Origin of the sequence: Burkholderia sp. AU18528 (assembly GCF_002223215.2) — a bacterium.
GTDB lineage: Bacteria > Pseudomonadota > Gammaproteobacteria > Burkholderiales > Burkholderiaceae > Burkholderia > Burkholderia semiarida.
The window spans coordinates 41,788-61,938 of record NZ_NKFC02000007.1 but is presented as its reverse complement, the minus strand read 5'-3'; the positions used below and the strand labels follow the sequence as shown (position 1 = coordinate 61,938).

The window sequence follows — 20,151 nt, the reverse complement described above, 5'->3', positions numbered from 1 at the left end:
GGATGCCGACGATGACCGAAGCCACCCAAGCCCCGCCCGCCGTTCCGCGCCTCACGAGCCTGTCGCACGGCGGCGGCTGCGGCTGCAAGATCGCGCCGGGCGTACTGTCCGAGTTGCTGAAGCGCGCGACGCCGCCCGCGCTGTTCCCCGATCTGCTGGTCGGCACCGAGACGTCCGACGACGCGGCCGTCTACCGGCTCAACGACGAGCAGGCGATCGTCGCGACCACCGATTTCTTCATGCCGATCGTCGACGATCCGTTCGACTTCGGCCGCATCGCGGCCACCAACGCGCTGTCCGACGTCTATGCGATGGGCGGCAAGCCGATCCTCGCGCTCGCGCTGGTCGGCATGCCGATCAACGTGCTGCCGCACGAGACGATCGCGGCCGTGCTGCGCGGCGGCGAATCGGTGTGCGCGGAGGCCGGCATTCCGGTCGCGGGCGGTCATTCGATCGATTCGGTCGAGCCGATCTACGGGCTCGCGGCGATCGGCGTCGTGCATCCGTCGCGCGTGAAGCGCAACGCGGCCGCGCGTGCGGGCGACGTGCTCGTGCTCGGCAAGCCGCTCGGCGTCGGCGTGCTGTCGGCCGCGCTGAAGAAGAACCAGCTCGATGCCGACGGTTACGCGCAGATGGTTGCGACCACCACCAAGCTGAACCGGCCGGGCGCCGAACTCGCCGCGCTGTCGGGCGTGCATGCGCTGACCGACGTCACGGGCTTCGGGCTGCTCGGCCATACGCTCGAACTGGCGCGCGGCGCGCGGCTCACCGCGCGCGTGCACTATGCGTCGCTGCCGTGGCTCGCGGGCGTCGAGACGTTCGTCGCCGACGGCGTGTTCACCGGTGCGTCGGGCCGCAACTGGGCCGCGTACGGCACCGATGTGCGGCTCGCCGACGCGCTGCCGCCCGTCGCGCAGGCGCTACTGACCGATCCGCAGACGTCGGGCGGGCTGCTGGTCGCATGCGCGCCGGAAGCGGTCGACGACGTGCTCGCGTGCTTCCGAGCCGACGGTTTCGACCGCGCGGCGGTGATCGGCGAGATGGTGGACGGGCCCGCACGCGTCGACGTCGCCTGACGCCGGATTCACACGCCGCATCGTTTCGACTTCGCCGGAATCGACGTTTTCCATCGACGGTATCGATGCCATCGACGACCGATGAACGACTTCCTGTTCGGGCTGACGATCGCGCTGTCGGTCGGGCCCGTCGCACTGATAATCGCGCACTACGGCATGCGCGCCGGTACGGCGACCGGCGTGCGCGCGGCGCTCGGGGTGGCCGCTGCCGACGGCTGCTATGCGGTCGTCGCGTTCACGATCGGCGCGCTGCTCGCGGGCACGCTGGCGTCGTATCTGTCGGTGTTCCGCATGGTCGGTGCGTTCGTGCTGCTCGCGATGGGCGCGCGGATGCTGTGGCAGGCGCTGCATGACCGGCGCCGCGCGCTCGACGGCAGCGTACCGACGCCACCGGCCGATCGCCCGTTCATGTCGATGTTCTTCGTCACGCTCGCGAATCCGCTGACCATCCTGCTGTTCTACGGCTATGCGACCGCTGCCGTCGGCGCGCACCGGCACTGGCTGCTCGGCGCGGCGTGCGTGTTCGCGGGCAGTCTCGCCGGGCAGCTCGTGTTCGCGTTCGGCGGCAGCGCGATCGGGCGCTTCGTGAAGTCGCCGGGATGGCTCGCCGCGAGCCATGTGGTCGCCGCACTCGTCGTGCTGGGATATGGCGTCGCGGGGCTGATGCGCGCGTAGCGCGGCGAGAAGCGGCCGACGTCGCGGTTGGCGGCAAACCAGATAGCATTCCTGACGTTTGCTAGGCCGCGACGAGTGGGCAATTTCCCGTCGCGCAACACGCATCCGTTCGCACGAAACACGGCCCGCCGTTTCGTAGTCGGGTTCCGCATCGCGCACGCCCGTTCTATACTCCCTCGCGCAGTCTCCGACAGCCGTTCTCATCCAACATCACTGAAACAAGGAACGCCGATGCTGACTCGCTCCATCCTTTCAGCCGCTGCATTCTCGCTCGCGGCCTGCGCGACCGCGCCGTCGATCGCGCAGGACAACCAGGGCAACAACGCGGGCAACGCCGCATTCGCCGAGACCGGCGCACAGGGCCGCCCGGTCAAGGTCATGATCATCACGATGTTCGGTCCGGAAGGCCAGGCGTGGCTCGACCGGCTCGGCCCGTGGCGCGACATCGCCGTGCCGGGCCTGTCGCCCGACTATCCGGCCGTCCACTGCAACAAGCAGGACGTGTGCGTGGTCACGACCGGCATGGGCTATGCGAACGCGTCGGCGACGATCATGGCGCTCACGTTCTCGCAGCGCTTCGATCTGCGCCGCACGTACTTCCTGATCTCGGGCATCGCAGGCGTCGATCCCGCGCAAGGCACGGTCGGCTCGGCCGCGTGGTCGAAATACCTCGTCGATTTCAGCCTGCAGTGGGAGCTCGATGCGCGCGAGATTCCGGCCGGGTGGAACACCGGTTTTCTCGGCATCAACACGAAGAGCCCGAACGACAAGCCGCCGCTCGACTATCGCACCGAAGTATTCCAGCTCAACCCGCAGTTGACCGACGCCGCATACGCGCTGTCGCGCAACGTCGTGCTCGCGGACAGCGCACAGGCGCAGGCCGCGCGCGCGAAGTTCACGTACGCGCCGGCCAACCGGCCGCCGACGGTGATCCAGTGCGATACGTCATCGGGCAACACGTGGTTCTCGGGCACGCTGATCGGCGAGCGCGCGCGCCAGTGGACCAAGATCCTCACGGACGGCAAGGGCACGTACTGCATGACCGCGCAGGAAGACAACGCAACGTACGAAGCGCTCAAGCGCGCGGCGAGCGTGAAGCGGGTCGACCTGTCGCGCGTCGCCGTGCTGCGCACGGGGTCCGATTTCGACCGGCCGTACGCGGGACAGACGAGCGCGGACAACCTGCTGAACTACGCGGACCAGGGCGGCTTTGCGCCGGCGACCGAAAACCTGTACCGCGCGGGCAATCCGCTCGTGCAGGACATCGTCACGCACTGGGGCGAATGGCGTGATGGAGTGCCGCGCCGTTGATCGCCGCAGGACGGTATCGGCGACACGTCGCCGCGAGCGTCAATGCGATTGCGACCCGGAGCGGAACGGCGTCCACACCGGCGTGGTGTCGTCCCAGTGATCGAGCGGCGAAGGAAGTTGATCGTTCATCATGTGCTCCTGCAACTCACTGACTCAGCGAGTCGTCGATAAGGTCGTTCGAGATGCCGCGCGCGGGGCAACCCGCTGCGCGGCGTCGCGCGTTTACCGGCCCCCGCCGGCGAGCTGGTTGCTTTCCGGCATCGGGCGATAGGCGCCTTGTGCGAGCTCGAGCCCTTGCGGGTACGACGTTGCCTTGCGCAAGTACGCGAGCGTGCCGTCCTTGCGTGCCTGCACGACCTCGGCGCTCACTTCGGCGCGCGTGCGCGGGCCGTTGTGCTGCGAATACCACGACGTGTTGCCGTAGTCGCCGGCGTGCGGCGTACCCGAATCGGCGAAGGCCGGTGCGGACACGGCAAGCGTGAGAGCAAGGGCCGAGAGAAGATGGCGGCGGTTCATGGCGTCACTCCTAAGATGTCGGAGCGGGCGCTTGAGCGCTTACTCCGGTCCCGCCAGGCGGGATCTGTTCGATGCGCAACGAGGTGCGCGACAGGGTTTACTCTAGGTGTCCGTTCCGTCGCGATAAATGCGGCTCGCACGAATTGAATTGTCGCGAGACTGGAACAATCGGAATCCGTACGTGCGGTGGGGGAATGCGGAAACGGCCCGCAGCCCCGTGGCGCCGGCGTCGCAGGGGCGGCGGCGAGGGCGCGCGACGACGCACACGGCCGATTGCCGCGGGTTGCGCAAAGGCTTACTGCGGATTCGGGAAGGATCGGGGCGCCGCGCTCGGAGAGGGTGCCCAGGCGGCGCGCAGGCGGGACGACGTGCGGGCGCCGCGGCCCGCACGCGTGGTTCAGACGATTACGCGACCCACTCGTTGATGACCGGCGTATCGAGCGCCGGCGCGCGTTCGGCTTCCTCGAACGTGCGCTTGCTGCATGTCGCGTCGAGGCTGCCCTTGCCGCTCAGCAGCGGGCAGCGGTCGAACACTTCGGCCACCCAGTCGACGAACACGCGCACCTTCGGCGATAGATGGCGGCTGTGCGGATACACGACCGAAATTGGCATCGGCAGCGGCTTGACGCCGGGCAGCACTTCCTTGAGCCGGCCCTCGCGCAGGTGCGGCAGCACCATGAAGAGCGGCGGCTGGATCAGCCCGAAGCCTTCGATACCGCAGGTCACGTACGCATCCGCGTCGTTTACCGACACGATGCCCTCCATCTTCATCTCGACTTCCTTGCCGTCGATCAGGAAGGTCCAGTCGATCGTGCGGCCGGTGCGGCTCGAGAAGTAATTGACGGCCTTGTGCTGGCTCAGATCGTCGATCGTCTGAGGCTCGCCGTTGCGCTCGAGATAGTCGGGCGACGCGACCGTCACGCACTCGAACAGGCCGACGCGGCGCGCGACGAGCGACGAATCCTGCAGCGCACCGACGCGGATCACGCAGTCGACGCCTTCCTGCAGCAGGTCGACCGGCCGGTCGGACAGGCCGAGCTGCAGGTCGATGTCCGGATAGCGCGTATGAAATTCGCACAGCGACGGAATCACGAGCAGCCGACCGATCGAGCCCGGCATGTCGATACGCAACTTTCCGTGCGGCTTCCGGTTGTTGGCCTGGAAGCTCGCTTCGGTTTCCTCGACGTCCGCGAGGATCCGCACGCACCGTTCGTAGTACGCGGCGCCGTCCGGCGTGAGCGACAGCCGGCGCGTGGTCCGGTGCATCAGCCGCACGCCGAGGAAGGCTTCGAGATTCTGGATGATCGTCGTGACGGACGCTCGCGGCAGGCCGAGCGTTTCTGCTGCCTTGGTGAAGCTGCTTGTATCGACGACGCGAGTAAACACCTGCATGGCCTGAAGCCGGTCCATCACAACCTCCGCAATCTAATGAGCCCGCGAACAACAAGGCTGCGCTACCTCATGGGTAAACGCAGCCTCGGATTGTTCGGGGGCGTTGAATTGTGTTGCCGGATTATAGGCATTTATCCCAATGTCTGCCGGACTCAGAATTCGTTCCATCTCGAAATGGATGCCGCATCGTCATGGACGCTTCTGAATTCAGCAAATTCCTGAAAGCCGCGCTGCCCGCGCAAGCCACAGCAGGCGGGGCGCTGACGGTTGCCGAAGTCGAAATTCCCGGCTACGCACAGGACATCGTGCTGCGCCTCTACCGCCGTCCGGACAAGACCGGGTTGCCAGTAGTGCTTTATTTCCACGGCGGCGGCTTCGTTCGCGGTTCGCTCGAAGACGCGGATTTCGCCGCGCGTTTTTTAGCAGAACGCTTACCAGCTCTCGTAGTGTCGGTTGACTATTCGCTCGCGCCGGCCTTTCCTTTTCCGGCCGCGCCGGAGGATGCGTATCGCGCCGCCGTGTGGGCCGCGACGCGCGCCCGCGCGTTCGGCGGCAACCCGAAGAAGATCGGGGTCGCGGGGCACGATGCGGGCGGCCAGCTCGCGAACTGCCTCGCCTTCATCGCCCGCGACCGCGGCGAGGTGTCGATCGCCGCGCAGGCGCTGTTCGGGCCGATGCTCGACCCGAGCATGACGCGCATCGGCGACGCCGAGCGCCTCGCGTCCGACATCACCGCGCGCGAATGCGCGGCCTGCTATCGCGCATACCTGCCGCAGGCGGCGCAGCGCATGCACCCGTACGCGGCGCCGATCGAATCGGTGCGCCTCGCGGGGCTGCCGCCGACGCTCGTCGTCACCGCGCAGAACGACGTGCTGCACGTCGAGGCGGAGAAATATGCGGGCTGCCTGATTTCGTCGGGCGTGCTCACGCAGGTGATCCGCTACCCGGACATCACGCACGCCGCGCTCGCCACGCACGAAGCCGCGTTCGAGGAAGCCGTGCGCTTCTTCCAGTGCCGTTTCCAGGCGCGCCAGCCGAACCGTTCCGAATAACCAGACCAATCCACGCTTACCGGAGATCCACATGGCCATCCTACGCACCACCCGTTCACGAATCGCGACCGCGGCGATCGTCACGCTCGCCGTCGTCGGCCTCGGCACGTTCGGCGCGATGCGCGTGAACGCGAACGCGCCCGAGAAAGCGGCGGCGCCGCTGCCCGAAGTCGACGTCGCGACCGTCGTGCCGCAGACCGTCACCGACTGGCAAAGCTATTCGGGCCGCCTCGAGGCGGTCGAGAAAGTCGACGTGCGCCCGCAGGTGTCGGGCACGATCGTCGCGGTGAACTTCAAGGACGGCGCGCTCGTGAAAAAGGGCGACGTGCTGTTCGTGATCGACCCGCGCCCGTACCAGGCTGAAGTCGATCGCGCCGCCGCGCAGCTCGCGGCCGCGCAGGCGCGCAACGGCTACGCGCAGACCGACTGGCAGCGCGCGCAGCGGCTGATCGGCGACAACGCGATCGCGAAGCGCGACTACGACGAGAAGCAGAACGCGGCGCGCGAAGCGAGCGCGAACCTGAAGGCCGCCGAAGCCGCGCTGGAAACGGCGCGCATCAACCTCGGCTACACGCGCATCACGGCGCCGGTATCGGGCCGCGTGTCGCGTGCGGAAATCACGCTCGGCAACGTCGTGTCGGCCGGTGCGTCGGCCGCGCCGCTGACGACGCTGGTGTCGGTGTCGCCGATCTACGCGTCGTTCGACGCGGACGAGCAGACCTACCTGCAATACATCAACGGCGCGCGCAACGGCCGCAAGGTGCCGGTCGAGCTCGGCCTCGCGAACGAAACCGGCTACTCGCGCAGCGGCGAGATCGACTCGGTCGACAACCGGCTCGACACGTCGTCGGGCACGATCCGCGTGCGTGCACGCTTCGACAACGCGGACGGCACGCTCGTCCCGGGCCTCTACGCGCGCGTGAAGGTCGGCGGCAGCGCGCCGCACGAGGCGCTGCTCGTCGACGATGCCGCGATCAACACCGATCAGGACAAGAAGTTCGTGTTCGTCGTCGATCAGCAAGGCCGCGTGTCGTACCGCGAAGTGCAACCGGGAATGCAGCACGGCAACCGGCGCGTGATCGTGAGCGGGCTCGCGGCCGGCGATCGCGTGATCGTGAACGGCACGCAGCGCGTGCGCCCCGGCGAGCAGGTGAAGCCGCACATGGTCCCGATGACGGGCGGCGACGAGCCGTCCGCGCCGCTCGCGGGTACCGCGAAGCCGGCCGCACCGGCGAAGGCGGATTCGTAAGCGGCACGCCGCTTCGCATCCGCGTTCAACCAGACAGAGCAACCCATGAACATTTCCAAATTCTTTATCGACCGGCCGATCTTCGCAGGAGTCCTATCGGTGATCATCCTGCTCGGCGGGGTGATCGCGATGTTCCTGCTGCCGATTTCGGAATATCCGGAGGTCGTGCCGCCTTCCGTGATCGTGAAGGCGCAGTACCCGGGCGCGAACCCGAAGGTGATCGCCGAGACGGTCGCGTCGCCGCTTGAAGAGCAGATCAACGGCGTCGAGGACATGCTCTACATGCAGTCGCAGGCGAACAGCGACGGCAACATGACGATCACCGTCACGTTCAAGCTCGGCACCGATCCGGACAAGGCCACGCAGCTCGTGCAGAACCGCGTGAACCAGGCGCTGCCGCGCTTGCCGGAAGACGTGCAGCGGCTCGGCATCACCACGGTGAAGAGCTCGCCGACGCTGACGATGGTGGTCCACCTGATCTCGCCGGACAACCGCTACGACATGACCTACCTGCGCAACTACGCGCTGATCAACGTGAAGGATCGCCTGTCGCGGATCCAGGGCGTCGGTCAGGTGCAGCTGTGGGGTTCGGGCGACTACGCGATGCGCGTGTGGCTCGATCCGCAGAAGGTCGCGCAGCGCGGGCTGTCGGCCGAGGACGTCGTGCAGGCGATCCGCGAGCAGAACGTGCAGGTCGCGGCCGGCGTGATCGGCGCGTCGCCGTCGCTGCCCGGCACGCCGCTGCAACTGTCGGTGAACGCGCGCGGCCGTCTGCAGACGGAAGACGAGTTCGGCGACATCGTCGTGAAGACGACGCCGGACGGCGGCGTCACGCACCTGCGCGACATCGCGCGAATCCAGCTCGACGCGTCCGAATACGGGCTGCGCTCGCTGCTCGACAACAAGCCGGCCGTCGCGATGGCGATCAACCAGTCGCCGGGCGCGAACTCGCTGCAGATCTCGGACGAGGTGCGCAAGACGATGGCCGAGCTGAAGCAGGACATGCCGGCTGGAGTCGACTACAAGATCGTCTATGACCCGACGCAGTTCGTGCGTTCGTCGATCAAGGCCGTCGTGCACACGCTGCTCGAAGCGATCGCGCTGGTCGTGATCGTCGTGATCGTGTTCCTGCAGACCTGGCGCGCGTCGCTGATTCCGCTGATCGCGGTGCCGGTGTCGATCATCGGCACGTTCTCGCTGCTGCTGGCGTTCGGGTATTCGATCAACGCGTTGTCGCTGTTCGGGATGGTGCTCGCGATCGGGATCGTGGTCGACGATGCGATCGTCGTCGTCGAGAACGTCGAGCGCAACATCGAGGGCGGGATGAACGCGCGGCAGGCAACCTACAAGGCGATGCAGGAAGTGAGCGGGCCGATCATCGCGATCGCGCTGACGCTCGTCGCCGTGTTCGTGCCGCTCGCGTTCATGTCGGGCCTGACCGGCCAGTTCTACAAGCAGTTCGCGATGACCATCGCGATCTCGACGGTGATCTCGGCGTTCAACTCGCTGACGCTGTCGCCGGCGCTGTCCGCGATCCTGCTGAAGGGGCACGGCGACAAGGAAGACTGGCTCACGCGCGTGATGAACCGCGTGCTCGGCGGCTTCTTCCGCCGCTTCAACAAGGTGTTCCATCGCGGCGCGGAGAACTACGGCCGCGGCGTGCGCGGCGTGCTGTCGCGCAAGACGCTGATGCTCGGCGTGTACCTCGTGCTGGTGGGCGCGACCGTGCTCGTGTCGAAGGTCGTGCCGGGCGGCTTCGTGCCCGCGCAGGACAAGGAATACCTGATCGCGTTCGCGCAGTTGCCGAACGGTGCATCGCTCGACCGCACCGAGAAGGTGATCCGCGACATGGGGGCGATCGCGCTGAAGCAGCCGGGCGTCGAGAGCGCGGTCGCGTTCCCGGGGCTGTCGGTGAACGGCTTCACGAACAGCTCGAGCGCGGGCATCGTGTTCGTCACGCTCAAGCCGTTCTCGGAACGGCACGGCAAGGCGCTGTCGGCCGGTGCGATCGCGGGTGCGCTGAACCAGAAATACAGCGCGATGAAGGATTCGTTCGTCGCGGTGTTCCCGCCGCCGCCGGTGCTCGGCCTCGGCACGCTCGGCGGGTTCAAGATGCAGATCGAGGATCGCGGTGCGGTGGGCTACGCGAAGCTGTCGGATGCGACCAACGACTTCATCAAGCGCGCGCAGCAGGCGCCTGAACTCGGCCCGCTGTTCACGAGCTACCAGATCAACGTGCCGCAGCTCAACGTCGATCTCGACCGCGTGAAGGCGAAGCAGCTCGGCGTGCCGGTGACCGACGTGTTCAACACGATGCAGGTGTATCTCGGTTCGCTGTACGTGAACGACTTCAACCGCTTCGGGCGCGTGTACCAGGTGCGCGTGCAGGCCGATGCGCCGTTCCGCCAGCGCGCGGACGACATCCTGCAGTTGAAGACGCGCAACGACAAGGGCGAAATGGTGCCGCTGTCGTCGCTCGTGACGGTGACGCCGACCTTCGGCCCGGAAATGGTCGTGCGTTACAACGGCTACACGGCGGCCGACATCAACGGCGGCCCGGCGCCGGGCTTCTCGTCGGGCCAGGCGCAGGCCGCGGTCGAGCGCATCGCGCACGAGACGCTGCCGCGCGGCGTGCGCTTCGAGTGGACCGACCTCACGTATCAGCAGATCCTTGCGGGCGATTCGGCGATGTATGTGTTCCCGATCAGCGTGCTGCTCGTGTTCCTCGTGCTCGCCGCGCTGTATGAAAGCCTGACGCTGCCGCTCGCGGTGATCCTGATCGTGCCGATGAGCATTCTGTCGGCGCTGACGGGCGTGTGGCTCACGCAGGGCGACAACAACATCTTCACGCAGATCGGCCTGATGGTGCTGGTGGGGCTGTCGGCGAAGAACGCGATCCTGATCGTCGAATTCGCGCGCGAGCTCGAACACGACGGCAGGACGCCGCTCGAGGCCGCGATCGAGGCGAGCCGGCTGCGGCTGCGCCCGATCCTGATGACGTCGATCGCCTTCATCATGGGTGTGGTGCCGCTCGTCACGTCGACCGGCGCCGGTTCGGAAATGCGCCATGCGATGGGTGTCGCGGTGTTCTTCGGGATGCTCGGCGTGACGCTGTTCGGGCTGATGCTGACGCCGGTGTTCTACGTCGTGCTGCGTACGCTCGCGGGCGGCAAGATCCACGTCGCCGGCAAGGATTCGGCGGGGTACGGCGTGCCGGCGCCCGATGCTTGAGGACCAGAAAATGAATAACTTGCACAACACGAACGGCCTGATGCGCTTCGCGAAGGTGGCGGCCGCGAGCACCCTGCTCGCGACGCTGCTCGCCGCGTGCGCGGTGGGCCCCGACTACAAGCGTCCGGACGCGGCGGCGCCCGCCGCGTTCAAGGAAGCGCCGACCCTCGCCGCCGGCGAGCAGGCCGGCACGTGGAAGACGGCCGAGCCGTCGGATGGCGAACATCGCGGCGAATGGTGGAAGGTGTTCGGCGACCCGGTGCTCGATTCGCTCGAGGCGCAGGCGCTCGCCGCGAACCAGAACCTGAAGGCCGCGGCGGCGCGAGTCGAGGAAGCGCGTGCGGCGACGCGTTCGGCGCGCTCGCAATGGTTCCCGCAGGTCGGCGCCGGGTTCGGGCCGACGCGTGAGGGGCTGTCGTCGGCGTCGCAGTTCCAGCCGCAAGGTACGGGCCCGACCAACGCGACGCTGTGGCGCGCGCAGGGCACGGTGTCGTACGAAGCCGATCTGTTCGGCCGCGTCGGCCGCAACGTCGAGGCGTCGCGTGCCGACCAGGCGCAGAGCGAGGCGCTGTTCCGCTCGGTGCAGCTCGCGCTGCAGGCCGACGTCGCGCAGAACTACTTCGAACTGCGCCAGCTCGATTCGGATCAGGACCTGTACCGCCGCACGGTCGAGCTGCGCGAGCAGGCGCTGAAGCTCGTGCAGCGCCGCTTCAACGAAGGCGACATCAGCGAGCTCGACGTGTCGCGCGCGAAGAACGAGCTGGCCAGCGCGCAGGCCGATGCGGTCGGCGTCGCGCGCCGGCGCGCGGCGTCCGAGCATGCGTTGGCCATTCTGCTCGGCAAGGCGCCGGCGGATTTCGCGTTCAAGGAAACGCCGATCGTGCCGGTCGCGGTGAAGATTCCGCCGGGCCTGCCGTCCGCGCTGCTCGAACGCCGCCCGGACGTGGCGGCGGCCGAGCGCGCGATGGCGGCCGCGAATGCGCGGATCGGGCTGGCGAAGTCGGCGTACTTCCCGAAGCTCGACATCACCGGGTCGTTCGGGTATGAAGCATCGACGCTCGGCAACCTGTTCCTGTGGTCGAGCCGCACGTTCCTGCTCGGGCCGTTCGCCGGCACCGCGCTGACGCTGCCGCTGTTCGACGGCGGGCGCCGTGCGGCCGGCGTGCAGCAGGCGCGCGCGCAGTACGACGAACAGGTCGCGAACTACCGGCAGCAGGTGCTCGTCGCGTTCCGCGAGGTCGAGGACAATCTCGCCGATCTGCGCCTGCTCGACGACCAGATTCGCGCGCAGAATGCGGCCGTCAATGCTTCGCGCCGTGCGGCGACGCTGTCGCGGACGCAGTATCAGGAAGGGGAGGTCGCGTATCTCGACGTGATCGACAGCGAGCGGTCGGTGTTGCAGTCTCAGTTGCAGGCGAACCAGTTGACGGGGGCGCAGGCGGTGTCGACCGTCAATCTCATTCGTGCGCTCGGCGGCGGGTGGGGCGCGGCACCGACGGCGATCGGCGATGCGGGGGCCGGCAAGGCGGAAGTGGCTGGGCGCTGACGCTGCGGCCCTTGACGGGCGGGCTGCTCAAGCAAGTGGCTGATCGACGAACCCCGGTCCGTGGCAACGCGGACCGGGTTTTTTATGGGTCATCCAAATTTCCGTGGAGGAACGTCGGCGATCGGCCAGGAAGGGACACTCGCCGCGGCAAGCTGAATGGCCGTTGTCGTCGCCATGCCGAACGCCGCATCTAGCAAACGCGTCATATGCCACGTCTGTTGACCTTCGCGCCGGCTGACGCTCGAAGATGCGGGCACGATGCGTCTCCTTTCGTTCGCGCGAAACTAAATTGACGCGAGCAGAATCATGCGCCTGGCTAACTGTGCGTCACGCCACGAGCAGACAAACAGCGGCGTGTCCCTTAGACTCTTGTCGCAATGACCATTGCGTGGCCGGAGGCTTCGTCAACGAGAGCATGCGGCAGATGCATCCGGTTCAGGGACGACATCGCCTTTGTCCATCTGATCAGCATCCGAGCGAGTCCCGAAAGGTTGGGCAACCGCATGGATGCGTTGCTGAGGCAAAGCCGCTCGGGCCGTCGCGGTGAATCCTGTGAACAATAGAAGTATCTGCTGTATGACGACCAAGCTGTCATTCGAAATTCTCGAAGTGTTGGATGCAATTGACCGGACCGGTACATTCGCCGAGGCGGCCGAGTTGTTGCATAGAGTTCCGTCGACGCTCACTTACCTTGTGCAAAAGCTGGAAAGTGACCTGGAGGTCGAACTGTTCGATCGCGGCGGCAGACGGGCGAGACTCACGGAAGCGGGTCGTGCTGTTGTGGAAGATGGGCGTCGTCTTTTGGACGCGGCTCGACACCTGGAGGCCAAAGCAAAAGGCATTCGAGACAGTTGGGAATCGGAGCTTCGACTATGCGTCGATGCAATCTTGCCCATCCAGTCCTTATGGCCGTATGTCCATGCCTTCTACGGCCTGGAGATGAATACCCAGCTAAGTCTTTCCACCGAGGTGCTTGGGGGCGTGTGGGATGCCCTGGTTACGCGGCGTGCCGATCTCGCGATCGGGGCGTTCGGCGAGCCGCCGCATGCGGCCAACATCGCGGCCCGGCCAATCGGAACCCTCCGGCACGTTTTTGTCGTGGCACCGGACCATCCACTCGCCCGCATGCCCGAGCCGTTGGAGAGCGAAACGATCGCAAGATATCGAGGTGTTGTCATCAGTGACACTTCTCGCGAACTGCAACCGCAATCCGTGGCCACCCGTGACGGACAGCCGCTGATCATCGTGCCGACGCTCGCAGCAAAACTGCAAGCACTGTGCGAAGGTATCGCTGTCGGGATGCTGCCCGATTTCGTAGCGAAAGAACCGATACACGAAGGCAGGCTAGTCGCGCGCCGCATTGTGGGTGTGCGCGAGTTCACGAATGGCTACCTCGCTTGGCGCGAGGACAAGGTAGGGAACGCTTTGAACTGGTGGATTGCGCAACTAGACAGCCCCGATCTGCTTGAACGGCTCCTGACGCCGCGTCAAGAGAGTAAAGGGCAGCCCGGGGCGCCCGCTTGCGCAGTCCGTTACCCAAGCGCGGAGTAACGGCCCGTCAGTGCTACTGTCTGAGGACCTTCGCCGGTGCATGCAGTTGGACACTCGAAGGTCAGCCTGGCATTGAACCTTGCCGTTGAGTTGCCGGGGCATCCGATGGCTGCAGCGGGTCGGAAAGCGACGTCCACGGAAATTTCCGAAGAACCTTTTTACCGCACCGTGTGCTGCAACTAACGGTCAATCTCAATCGGCACCTTCCGACGGGTGCGGCGGCGCTCACATCTCCGCGCGTTCGGCCCGCAGTGCCCGCACCAGCGCGCTTGCCGCCTTGCCGAGCCCCATATGTTGCGGTCGCCGCAAATACACAGGCAACGGCAGCCCGTTGCGAATGTTCGCGAACACGAGCGACGCGAGTTCGCCGTCGGCCACATACCGGCCGATGACCGACTCCGGCAAATTCGCCCAGCCATGACCGGCCTTCACGAGCGCGATCGCGGTCGCCATGTCGGTCACCTTCCACGTGCGGTTGCCGATCAGCGGCCGCACGTCGGTGAGCGGCCGCTCCGGATCGGCGATCACGATCTGCCGGAACCCGGACAATCGCTCGATCGCCTCCGGATGCGCGGCTTCGGCAATCGCCGGATGGCCGGGCGCGGCGACCGCGATCAGCGTCTCGGTCCACAGCGCGTGAATCTGTTCCTGCGGATGCAGATCGAGTCCGCCGTACGCGACGCAAAGATCGACGGCGCCACGATGCAGCGCGTCGACGATCGCGTCCTGCGGCGCCGTGACGACGCTGACCGCGAGCGCCGGATATTTCACCGCGACGGCCGTCAGCGCGCGCGCAATCGGCGCGCCGTCGATTTCGGCGGCGAGCCCGAGCCGCAGCGAATCCTCGACGCCTTCCGACAAGTGCTGCGCATGCGCACGCAGCGCATGCAGCCGTTCGGCGATCGCGCGCGCGTCGGGCAGCAGCGCGGCCATCGCGGCGGTCGGCGTCGGCTCGCGCGAGCCGCGGTCGAACAGCACGAGGTCGAGCTCGGCCTCGAGGTTCGCGATCGCCATGCTGACCGCCGACGGCGTGCGGCCGAGCGCACGCGCGGCCGCCGAGAACGAGCCTTTGTCGATGACGGTCAGCAGCATGTCGATGTGATCGCTGGTCAGCATGGTCCGCCGGCTCCTGTCAGAAAAATTGAAACGACCTGACTTTTGCGGACGAAGTGCCCGCTGTAGTCTCGCCACCTGGTTCGATATGAAGGTGGTCGGTCATGCAAGGATGGAAGAGACGCATAGTCTACGTCGTGATGTTCGAGGTGCTCGGCATCCTCGTCGCGTCGTCGGTGCTCGGCATGCTGAGCGGCGCGAGCGCGGCGACGAGCGGGCTGCTCGGCGTGATGATCTCGACGACGGGCGTCACCGTCAATTTTCTGTACAACCTCGGCTTCGAGGCATGGGAGCGGCGGCGTGCGGAAACGACGCGCACCGTCGGGCGGCGTGTCGTGCATGCGATCGGGTTTCAGGTCGCGCTCGTGACGTTCCTGATTCCGCTGATCGCGTGGTGGCTTGACGTGTCGTTATGGCAGGCGTTCCTGTATGACGCGGTGCTGATCGTGTTCTTCCCGATCTTCACGTTCGCGTACAACTGGGCGTTCGACAGCGTGTTCGGTTTGCCGGATGCGGTGACGCGCAAGGCGGCGCCGGCGGCGTAATGTAGACGGATGCAGAGGGATGCGAAACGACGCGGACACCTGCGCCGTTTCGCTGCTGCAAGAGAGAGGAAGACAGGCGGCGCGCACGCCGCCGCGGCATTACGCGGCGACGAACTCGTGCACGTAACGGTTGAACACCGCAGGGCTCGCGGCGTTCATCCCGTGCGATGCGCCGGCGACGGTCTGCCGTTGCGCATGGCCGATCCACTGCGACAGCGTGTCGACGTTGTGGCGGAACATCTTCGGGCTGCGCTGGCCGTCGATCAGCAGCGTGCGGCATGCGATGTCGCCGGCCGTGTGCTGCGAATACGCGGGCAGCGGGTCGCGCAACTGCTTCGGCAGCGTGCTTGCGTTGTCGATCGCCATCGTGCGAAAGCGCGACGTGCTCTTCTTCCATGCGCCGGGCAGGCTTACCGAATCGACGAACATCTCGAGGCCGGCTTCGACTTCGCCCTGCTCGATCAGGTTCACGGCCTTCGTGCGCAGCGCGATCGCGGCGGCCGGCAGCGCGGCTTCGCGCACGCCCGGCTGCTGGAGCGGGCCGCCCGGATCGGCGAGCGTCAGTGATTCGACGAGGTGCGGATGCTGGCGCGCGACGTTGAACGCGACGCTGCCGCCGCGCGAATGGCCGACCAGATGCACGGGGCCGAGATCGAGCGCGTCGATGAATTCGGCGAGCTCGTCGACGTGGTTCTGCCAGCTGAACTCGTCCTGGATGCCCGCTTCGACGGCCGGCCAGTAGTGGCTCAGGCTCGGCGCGATGCAGCGGTAGTGGGCCGATAGCGCCGCCAGTTGCGGATCCCAGTAGCGGTAGTCGCACAGCGAGCCATGCACGAACACCATCGGCGCACCGCCGCCCCGCTCGACATACGGCAGGCTGATGCCTGACGAAAGCGTCGCAAATTGCAGGTCGGGGTTCGCGAGCACGGACGGCTCGATTCGCATGTTCATGGCTGAAAGACTCAAAGGTGCGTCAACACGACGCAACTATGCATCACGGCGACCTGCAAGGAAAACGCATAATTTTCATCGTGACGATCAATTTTATTGATGGCTGCGCTGGAAACCCTTGTCGGAGCGTGGTCATGCGTCCAAGCCTTCAATCATCTGATGATTGATTGCAGCGCCGAAAGGGCGTGCGGCAGCCTGCGCGCACGCGCCTTTGCGTCGAGAAAGGAAGGGTGGTGCGTCAGCGCACCGTCAATGCGGGGGCGGTCTGAAGCTCGACGGGCAGGTCATTGTCGGCCGCGAACTGCATCGCGAACGCGAACGCATCGGCGCACACGGCGCGCAATTCGTCGGACACGAACAGGCATTTGACGCCGCCGTCGACGACGGGCATTGCGAGCCGCGACAGCGCGCACGGATAGCCGGGCCGCCGTTCGCCGACGAACAGCGTGATGACGCCCGCCAGGCGCTCGGGCCAGTCGCTCGGGCGGAAGATTTTCCGCGCGCGCGTGACGCCGCGGATCAAGTGGCCATTGACGCGGCCGTGTTCGGTGATGTCGATGCGATCCATGCCGGGGTACGTGTCCTCGTGCGCGTCATTCGCCGCCGTCGGCCGCCGCGTCGCCGCGCGCGGGAATTCGCAGGTGGCGCAGCTTGTGATAGAGCGTCTTCTTCGGCATGCCGAGCGCCTCGCTCGCGTCCGCGACGTTGCCGTGGTGACGCCGCAGCATGTCCTCGATCAGCATCCGCTCGAAATACGCGAGCTGTTCCGCGAGCGTGCTGCCCACGGCCGGCGCCTCGCCGGACGACAGCAGGCTGTCGCCGGTCAGCCCGAGCACGAAGCGGTCGGCCACGTTCTGCAGCTCGCGCACGTTGCCGGGCCACGCGTGCGTCATCAGTTCGGATACCTGCGCGGCGGTGACCACCGGCGCCGGCTGCCCGAAGCGCCGCGCGGCCGCGAGCACGAAATGCTCGAACAGCAGCGGCACGTCCTCGCGCCGCTCGCGCAGCGGCGGCAGCTCGATCTGCGCGACGTTGAGGCGATACAGCAGATCCGCGCGAAAACGCCCGTCGGCCGCGAGTTCGGCGAGATCGGCCTTCGACGCGGCCACCACGCGGCAGTCGACCGGAATCAGGTCGTTCGCGCCGAGCCGCTCGACCACGCGCTCCTGCAGCACGCGCAGCATCTTGATCTGCAGTGCGATCGGCATCGTCTCGATCTCGTCGAGGAACAGCGTGCCGCCATCCGCCCATTCGATCTTGCCGATGCGCTTCTTGATCGCGCCGGTGAACGCGCCGGCCTCATGCCCGAACAGCTCGCTCTCGAACACCTGCTCGGGCAGGCCGCCGCAGTTCAGCGCGACGAAATGGGCGTCGCGCCGGTTGCCGAAGTCGTGCAGGCTGCGCGCGATCAACTCCTTGCCGGTGCCCGTTTCGCCCGTGATCAGCACCGACACCGACGTATCGGCGAGGCGCAGGATCTTCTTGCGCACGTCGGCCATCGCGGGCGACTTGCCGAGCACGAACGCCTCGATGCCCTGCCAGTTGTTCAGCGCCGCGCGCAGCCCCTGCACCTCGAGCGTCAGGCGGCGCTTCTCGACCGCGCGCGCGACGCGCCCGGCGATCACGTCCGACGAAAACGGTTTCTCGATGAAGTCGTACGCGCCGACCTGCATCGCGCCGACGGCCGTCGAGATGTCCGCGTGGCCGCTGATCAGCACGACCGGAATCTGCGCGTCGATGGCCATCACGCGGTCGAGCAGTTGCAGCCCGTCGATGCCCGGCATCCGCACGTCCGACACGATCACCACCGGCGCACCGGGCGCGACGTGCGCGAGTGCGTCGGCGGCCGACGCGAACGCGTCGACCGGGAACCCGGCGAGCGCGACAGCCTGCTCGACGCCGATCCGGACGTTTTCATCGTCCTCGACGACCAGCACCCGAATCTCATCTTCCATGCTCTGTCCTCTGTTGCGGCGTCGCCGCCGCGAATTCGATGGTGAACCGCGCGCCGCCTTCGTCGCGGTTCGTCGCGGCGATCCGCGCGCCGAACGCCTCGACGATGCGCGACGTGATCGCGAGGCCGAGCCCGAGGCCCTGGCCGCGCGGCTTGGTCGTGACGAACGGCTCGAACAGGTGCGGCAGCACGTCGGGCGCGATGCCGGCGCCGCTGTCGGCCACCGTGAAACGCACGCGGCCGGCGCCATCCGCATCGTCCACTTCGGCCGCCTCGATGACGATGCGGCGCACCGGTGCGTCGTGCACCGCGTCGAGCGCGTTGCCAAGCAGGTTCACGATCACCTGCTGCAACTGGCTCGATTCGGCCGAGACGGTCGTGCCGGGCGCGATGTTGACGTCGAGCCGCACGCCTTCGTCGCGAATGCGCGCGTCGTAGATGAGCCGCGCATGCGCGACGGCCTCGTTCAGCGACACCGCGACGCGCTCGACGTCGGGCTTGCGCGCGAAGGTCTTCAGCTCGCCGGTAAGCACGGCCATGCCGTCGACCAGCTTGCCGACCCGTTCGAGATTCGCGAGCGCCGGCGCCGGCTGGCCGCGTTCGAAGAACGTGCGCGCGTTGTCGCACAGCGTGCGGATCGCGACGAGCGGCTGGTTCAGTTCGTGCGTGAGGCCGGCGGCCATCTGCCCGAGCACTGCGAGCTTGCCCGCGTGCACGACTTCCTGCTGCGACGCACGCAACCGCTGTTCGGTGCGCTCGCGCTCGTCGATCTCACGCTGCATCCGCTCGTTCGCGGCCGTCAGCGCGGCCGTGCGCTGCGCGACGGTCAGCTCGAGCCGGTCGTTCGCGCGGCGCAGCGCGTCCTGCGCGTTCAGCCGCGCGAGGATCGCCCGGCGCCGCTGGATTGCATAGCCGACCAGCAGCGCGACGATCAGGAACGCGCCGGTGACGAACACGAACGCCGTCTGCTGCTGGCGCCGCGCGCCCGCGATGTCGAGCAGCACCATCAGCGAATCGCCGGCCTGCGGCGCGGGGCGCGACATCACGAGATAGCGCGTGGTGCGGCCGGCGTGGCGCGGATCGGGGAAGGTGCCGAACCACGCGGCCGAGCCGTGGTCGCCGATGCGGCGATAGGGCAGTGCGTCGACGGTGCGGCCCGCGTACTGGCGCGACGCCTGGATGTCGCGCTGCTGCTGCGCGGTGATCGGGCGCAGCGCGGTGAATTTCCACGCGGGCTCGGTCGAGATCACGACCACGCCGTTGCTGTCGACGACCATCGCGGCGACGCCCGGCGCACGCCACGCCGATTCGAGCGGGTCGACGCTGATCTTCACGGCGGCGACGCCGATCGGCGCACCGTCGCTGCGCACCGCGCTCGCGAAGTAGACGCCCGGCACGCCGGTGTTGGTGCCGATGCCGAAGAAGCGGCCGCTGCCGCGCGCGAGCGCGTCCTTGAAATACGGCCGGTACGACACGTTGGTGCCGACGAAGCTGATCGTCTCGTTCCAGTTGCTCGCGGCGATCACGTCGCCTTGCAGATCGATCACGTCGACCGCGCCGCTGCCCGCGTCGCGGTTCACGGCTTCGAGGTAGGTGTTCACCGCATGCACGAGTTCGGGCGCATCGTTCGGCGCGGCTTTCAGCATTGCCCGCACGCCATCCTGCCGCGCGACCAGGCCGGGCAGAATCTCGAAGCGGCCGAGCTCGCTTTTCAGGCTCGACGCATACAGGTCGAGCCGGTGCGCGCCGGCCTCCTCGAGCGCGTCGATCGCACGTTCCCACGCGAAATCGACGGCCGCGCCGGCCATGCCGACGTACAGCACCGCGGCCGAAGCCCAGCCCCACCACGGGATTCCCTTGAAGCTCTTCTGCACGTTCGCCCTCATCGAAGCCCGTTACCGGTTGTCCGCCACCGGCCCTCCGCCACCGGCCCTCCGCAACCGGCCCTCCGCAACCGGCCCTCCGCAACCGGCCGTCCGCAACCGGCCC

The 20,151-nt window shown here is 67.1% G+C and carries 16 protein-coding genes; 9 read left to right on the top strand and 7 right to left on the bottom strand.

Features of this window, described 5'->3' with window-relative positions:
• Positions 1 to 11 precede the first annotated feature (11 nt).
• From selD to CFB52_RS26980, 3 genes are all read left to right on the top strand, one after another.
• Positions 12 to 1,076: a selenide, water dikinase SelD gene (selD, locus tag CFB52_RS26990; protein ID WP_081059225.1), complete on the top strand. Its 1,065-nt coding sequence runs from the start codon at positions 12 to 14 to the stop codon at positions 1,074 to 1,076.
• An 81-nt stretch (positions 1,077 to 1,157) separates the two neighbouring features.
• Positions 1,158 to 1,751 carry a LysE family translocator gene (locus tag CFB52_RS26985; RefSeq protein WP_099317971.1) on the top strand — a complete coding sequence of 198 codons (594 nt, stop codon included), beginning with the start codon at positions 1,158 to 1,160 and terminating at the stop codon, positions 1,749 to 1,751.
• 231 nt (positions 1,752 to 1,982) lie between these two features.
• Positions 1,983 to 3,062 (top strand): purine nucleoside permease, encoded by a 1,080-nt coding sequence (locus CFB52_RS26980; RefSeq protein WP_060968290.1) that lies wholly within the window; start codon positions 1,983 to 1,985, stop codon positions 3,060 to 3,062.
• Between the two features lie 222 nt (positions 3,063 to 3,284).
• Here the strand turns inward: CFB52_RS26980 and CFB52_RS26975 are convergent, their stop codons facing one another.
• Both CFB52_RS26975 and ceoR read right to left on the bottom strand, forming a co-directional pair.
• Positions 3,285 to 3,578: a DUF4148 domain-containing protein gene (locus CFB52_RS26975; protein WP_059582042.1), complete on the bottom strand. Its 294-nt coding sequence runs from the start codon at positions 3,576 to 3,578 to the stop codon at positions 3,285 to 3,287.
• A gap of 405 nt (positions 3,579 to 3,983) precedes the next feature.
• Positions 3,984 to 4,988: a putative multidrug efflux transcriptional regulator CeoR gene (gene ceoR / locus CFB52_RS26970; RefSeq protein ID WP_059582046.1), complete on the bottom strand. Its 1,005-nt coding sequence runs from the start codon at positions 4,986 to 4,988 to the stop codon at positions 3,984 to 3,986.
• 173 nt (positions 4,989 to 5,161) lie between these two features.
• Between ceoR and CFB52_RS26965 the strand changes: the two genes are divergently transcribed.
• The 5 genes from CFB52_RS26965 (at position 5,162) to CFB52_RS26945 (ending at position 13,599) form a co-directional block, all read left to right on the top strand.
• Positions 5,162 to 6,022: an alpha/beta hydrolase gene (locus CFB52_RS26965; protein ID WP_059582049.1), complete on the top strand. Its 861-nt coding sequence runs from the start codon at positions 5,162 to 5,164 to the stop codon at positions 6,020 to 6,022.
• A 31-nt stretch (positions 6,023 to 6,053) separates the two neighbouring features.
• Positions 6,054 to 7,271 carry a multidrug efflux RND transporter periplasmic adaptor subunit CeoA gene (gene ceoA / locus CFB52_RS26960; RefSeq protein ID WP_059582051.1) on the top strand — a complete coding sequence of 406 codons (1,218 nt, stop codon included), beginning with the start codon at positions 6,054 to 6,056 and terminating at the stop codon, positions 7,269 to 7,271.
• Between the two features lie 45 nt (positions 7,272 to 7,316).
• On the top strand, positions 7,317 to 10,502 hold the full coding sequence (gene ceoB, locus CFB52_RS26955; protein WP_099317970.1) for a multidrug efflux RND transporter permease subunit CeoB: 3,186 nt from the start codon (positions 7,317 to 7,319) through the stop codon (positions 10,500 to 10,502).
• A gap of 10 nt (positions 10,503 to 10,512) precedes the next feature.
• On the top strand, positions 10,513 to 12,048 hold the full coding sequence (gene opcM, locus CFB52_RS26950) for a multidrug efflux transporter outer membrane subunit OpcM (protein WP_059582216.1): 1,536 nt from the start codon (positions 10,513 to 10,515) through the stop codon (positions 12,046 to 12,048).
• Between the two features lie 576 nt (positions 12,049 to 12,624).
• On the top strand, positions 12,625 to 13,599 hold the full coding sequence (locus CFB52_RS26945) for a LysR family transcriptional regulator (RefSeq protein ID WP_059641588.1): 975 nt from the start codon (positions 12,625 to 12,627) through the stop codon (positions 13,597 to 13,599).
• 225 nt (positions 13,600 to 13,824) lie between these two features.
• Here CFB52_RS26945 and CFB52_RS26940 read toward each other — a convergent pair whose 3' ends face one another.
• A complete protein-coding gene (locus CFB52_RS26940; RefSeq protein WP_099317969.1) occupies positions 13,825 to 14,715 on the bottom strand; it encodes a LysR family transcriptional regulator in 891 nt (296 codons plus the stop codon).
• Between the two features lie 101 nt (positions 14,716 to 14,816).
• Here CFB52_RS26940 and CFB52_RS26935 point away from each other — a divergent pair, with 101 nt between their 5' ends.
• Positions 14,817 to 15,257, top strand: coding sequence for a PACE efflux transporter (locus tag CFB52_RS26935; RefSeq protein WP_099317968.1), 441 nt, complete (start codon positions 14,817 to 14,819; stop codon positions 15,255 to 15,257).
• Positions 15,258 to 15,356: 99 nt separating this feature from the next.
• On the opposite strand, the gene CFB52_RS26930 is transcribed toward CFB52_RS26935, so the two are convergent.
• The 4 genes from CFB52_RS26930 to CFB52_RS26915 all read right to left on the bottom strand — a co-directional run bounded on the left by CFB52_RS26930 (position 15,357) and on the right by CFB52_RS26915 (position 20,048).
• Positions 15,357 to 16,208: an alpha/beta fold hydrolase gene (locus tag CFB52_RS26930; protein ID WP_059582067.1), complete on the bottom strand. Its 852-nt coding sequence runs from the start codon at positions 16,206 to 16,208 to the stop codon at positions 15,357 to 15,359.
• A gap of 238 nt (positions 16,209 to 16,446) precedes the next feature.
• The gene (locus CFB52_RS26925) at positions 16,447 to 16,776 is read right to left on the bottom strand and encodes a DUF3579 domain-containing protein (protein WP_099317967.1); all 330 of its coding nucleotides are present in this window, start codon (positions 16,774 to 16,776) and stop codon (positions 16,447 to 16,449) included.
• A 25-nt stretch (positions 16,777 to 16,801) separates the two neighbouring features.
• A complete protein-coding gene (locus CFB52_RS26920; RefSeq protein WP_099317966.1) occupies positions 16,802 to 18,163 on the bottom strand; it encodes a sigma-54 dependent transcriptional regulator in 1,362 nt (453 codons plus the stop codon).
• Entirely contained in the window at positions 18,153 to 20,048 is a 1,896-nt protein-coding gene (locus CFB52_RS26915) for an ATP-binding protein (RefSeq protein WP_099317965.1), read from the bottom strand. The genes CFB52_RS26920 and CFB52_RS26915 overlap by 11 nt, the downstream gene beginning before the upstream one ends.
• Positions 20,049 to 20,151: the final 103 nt, after the last annotated feature.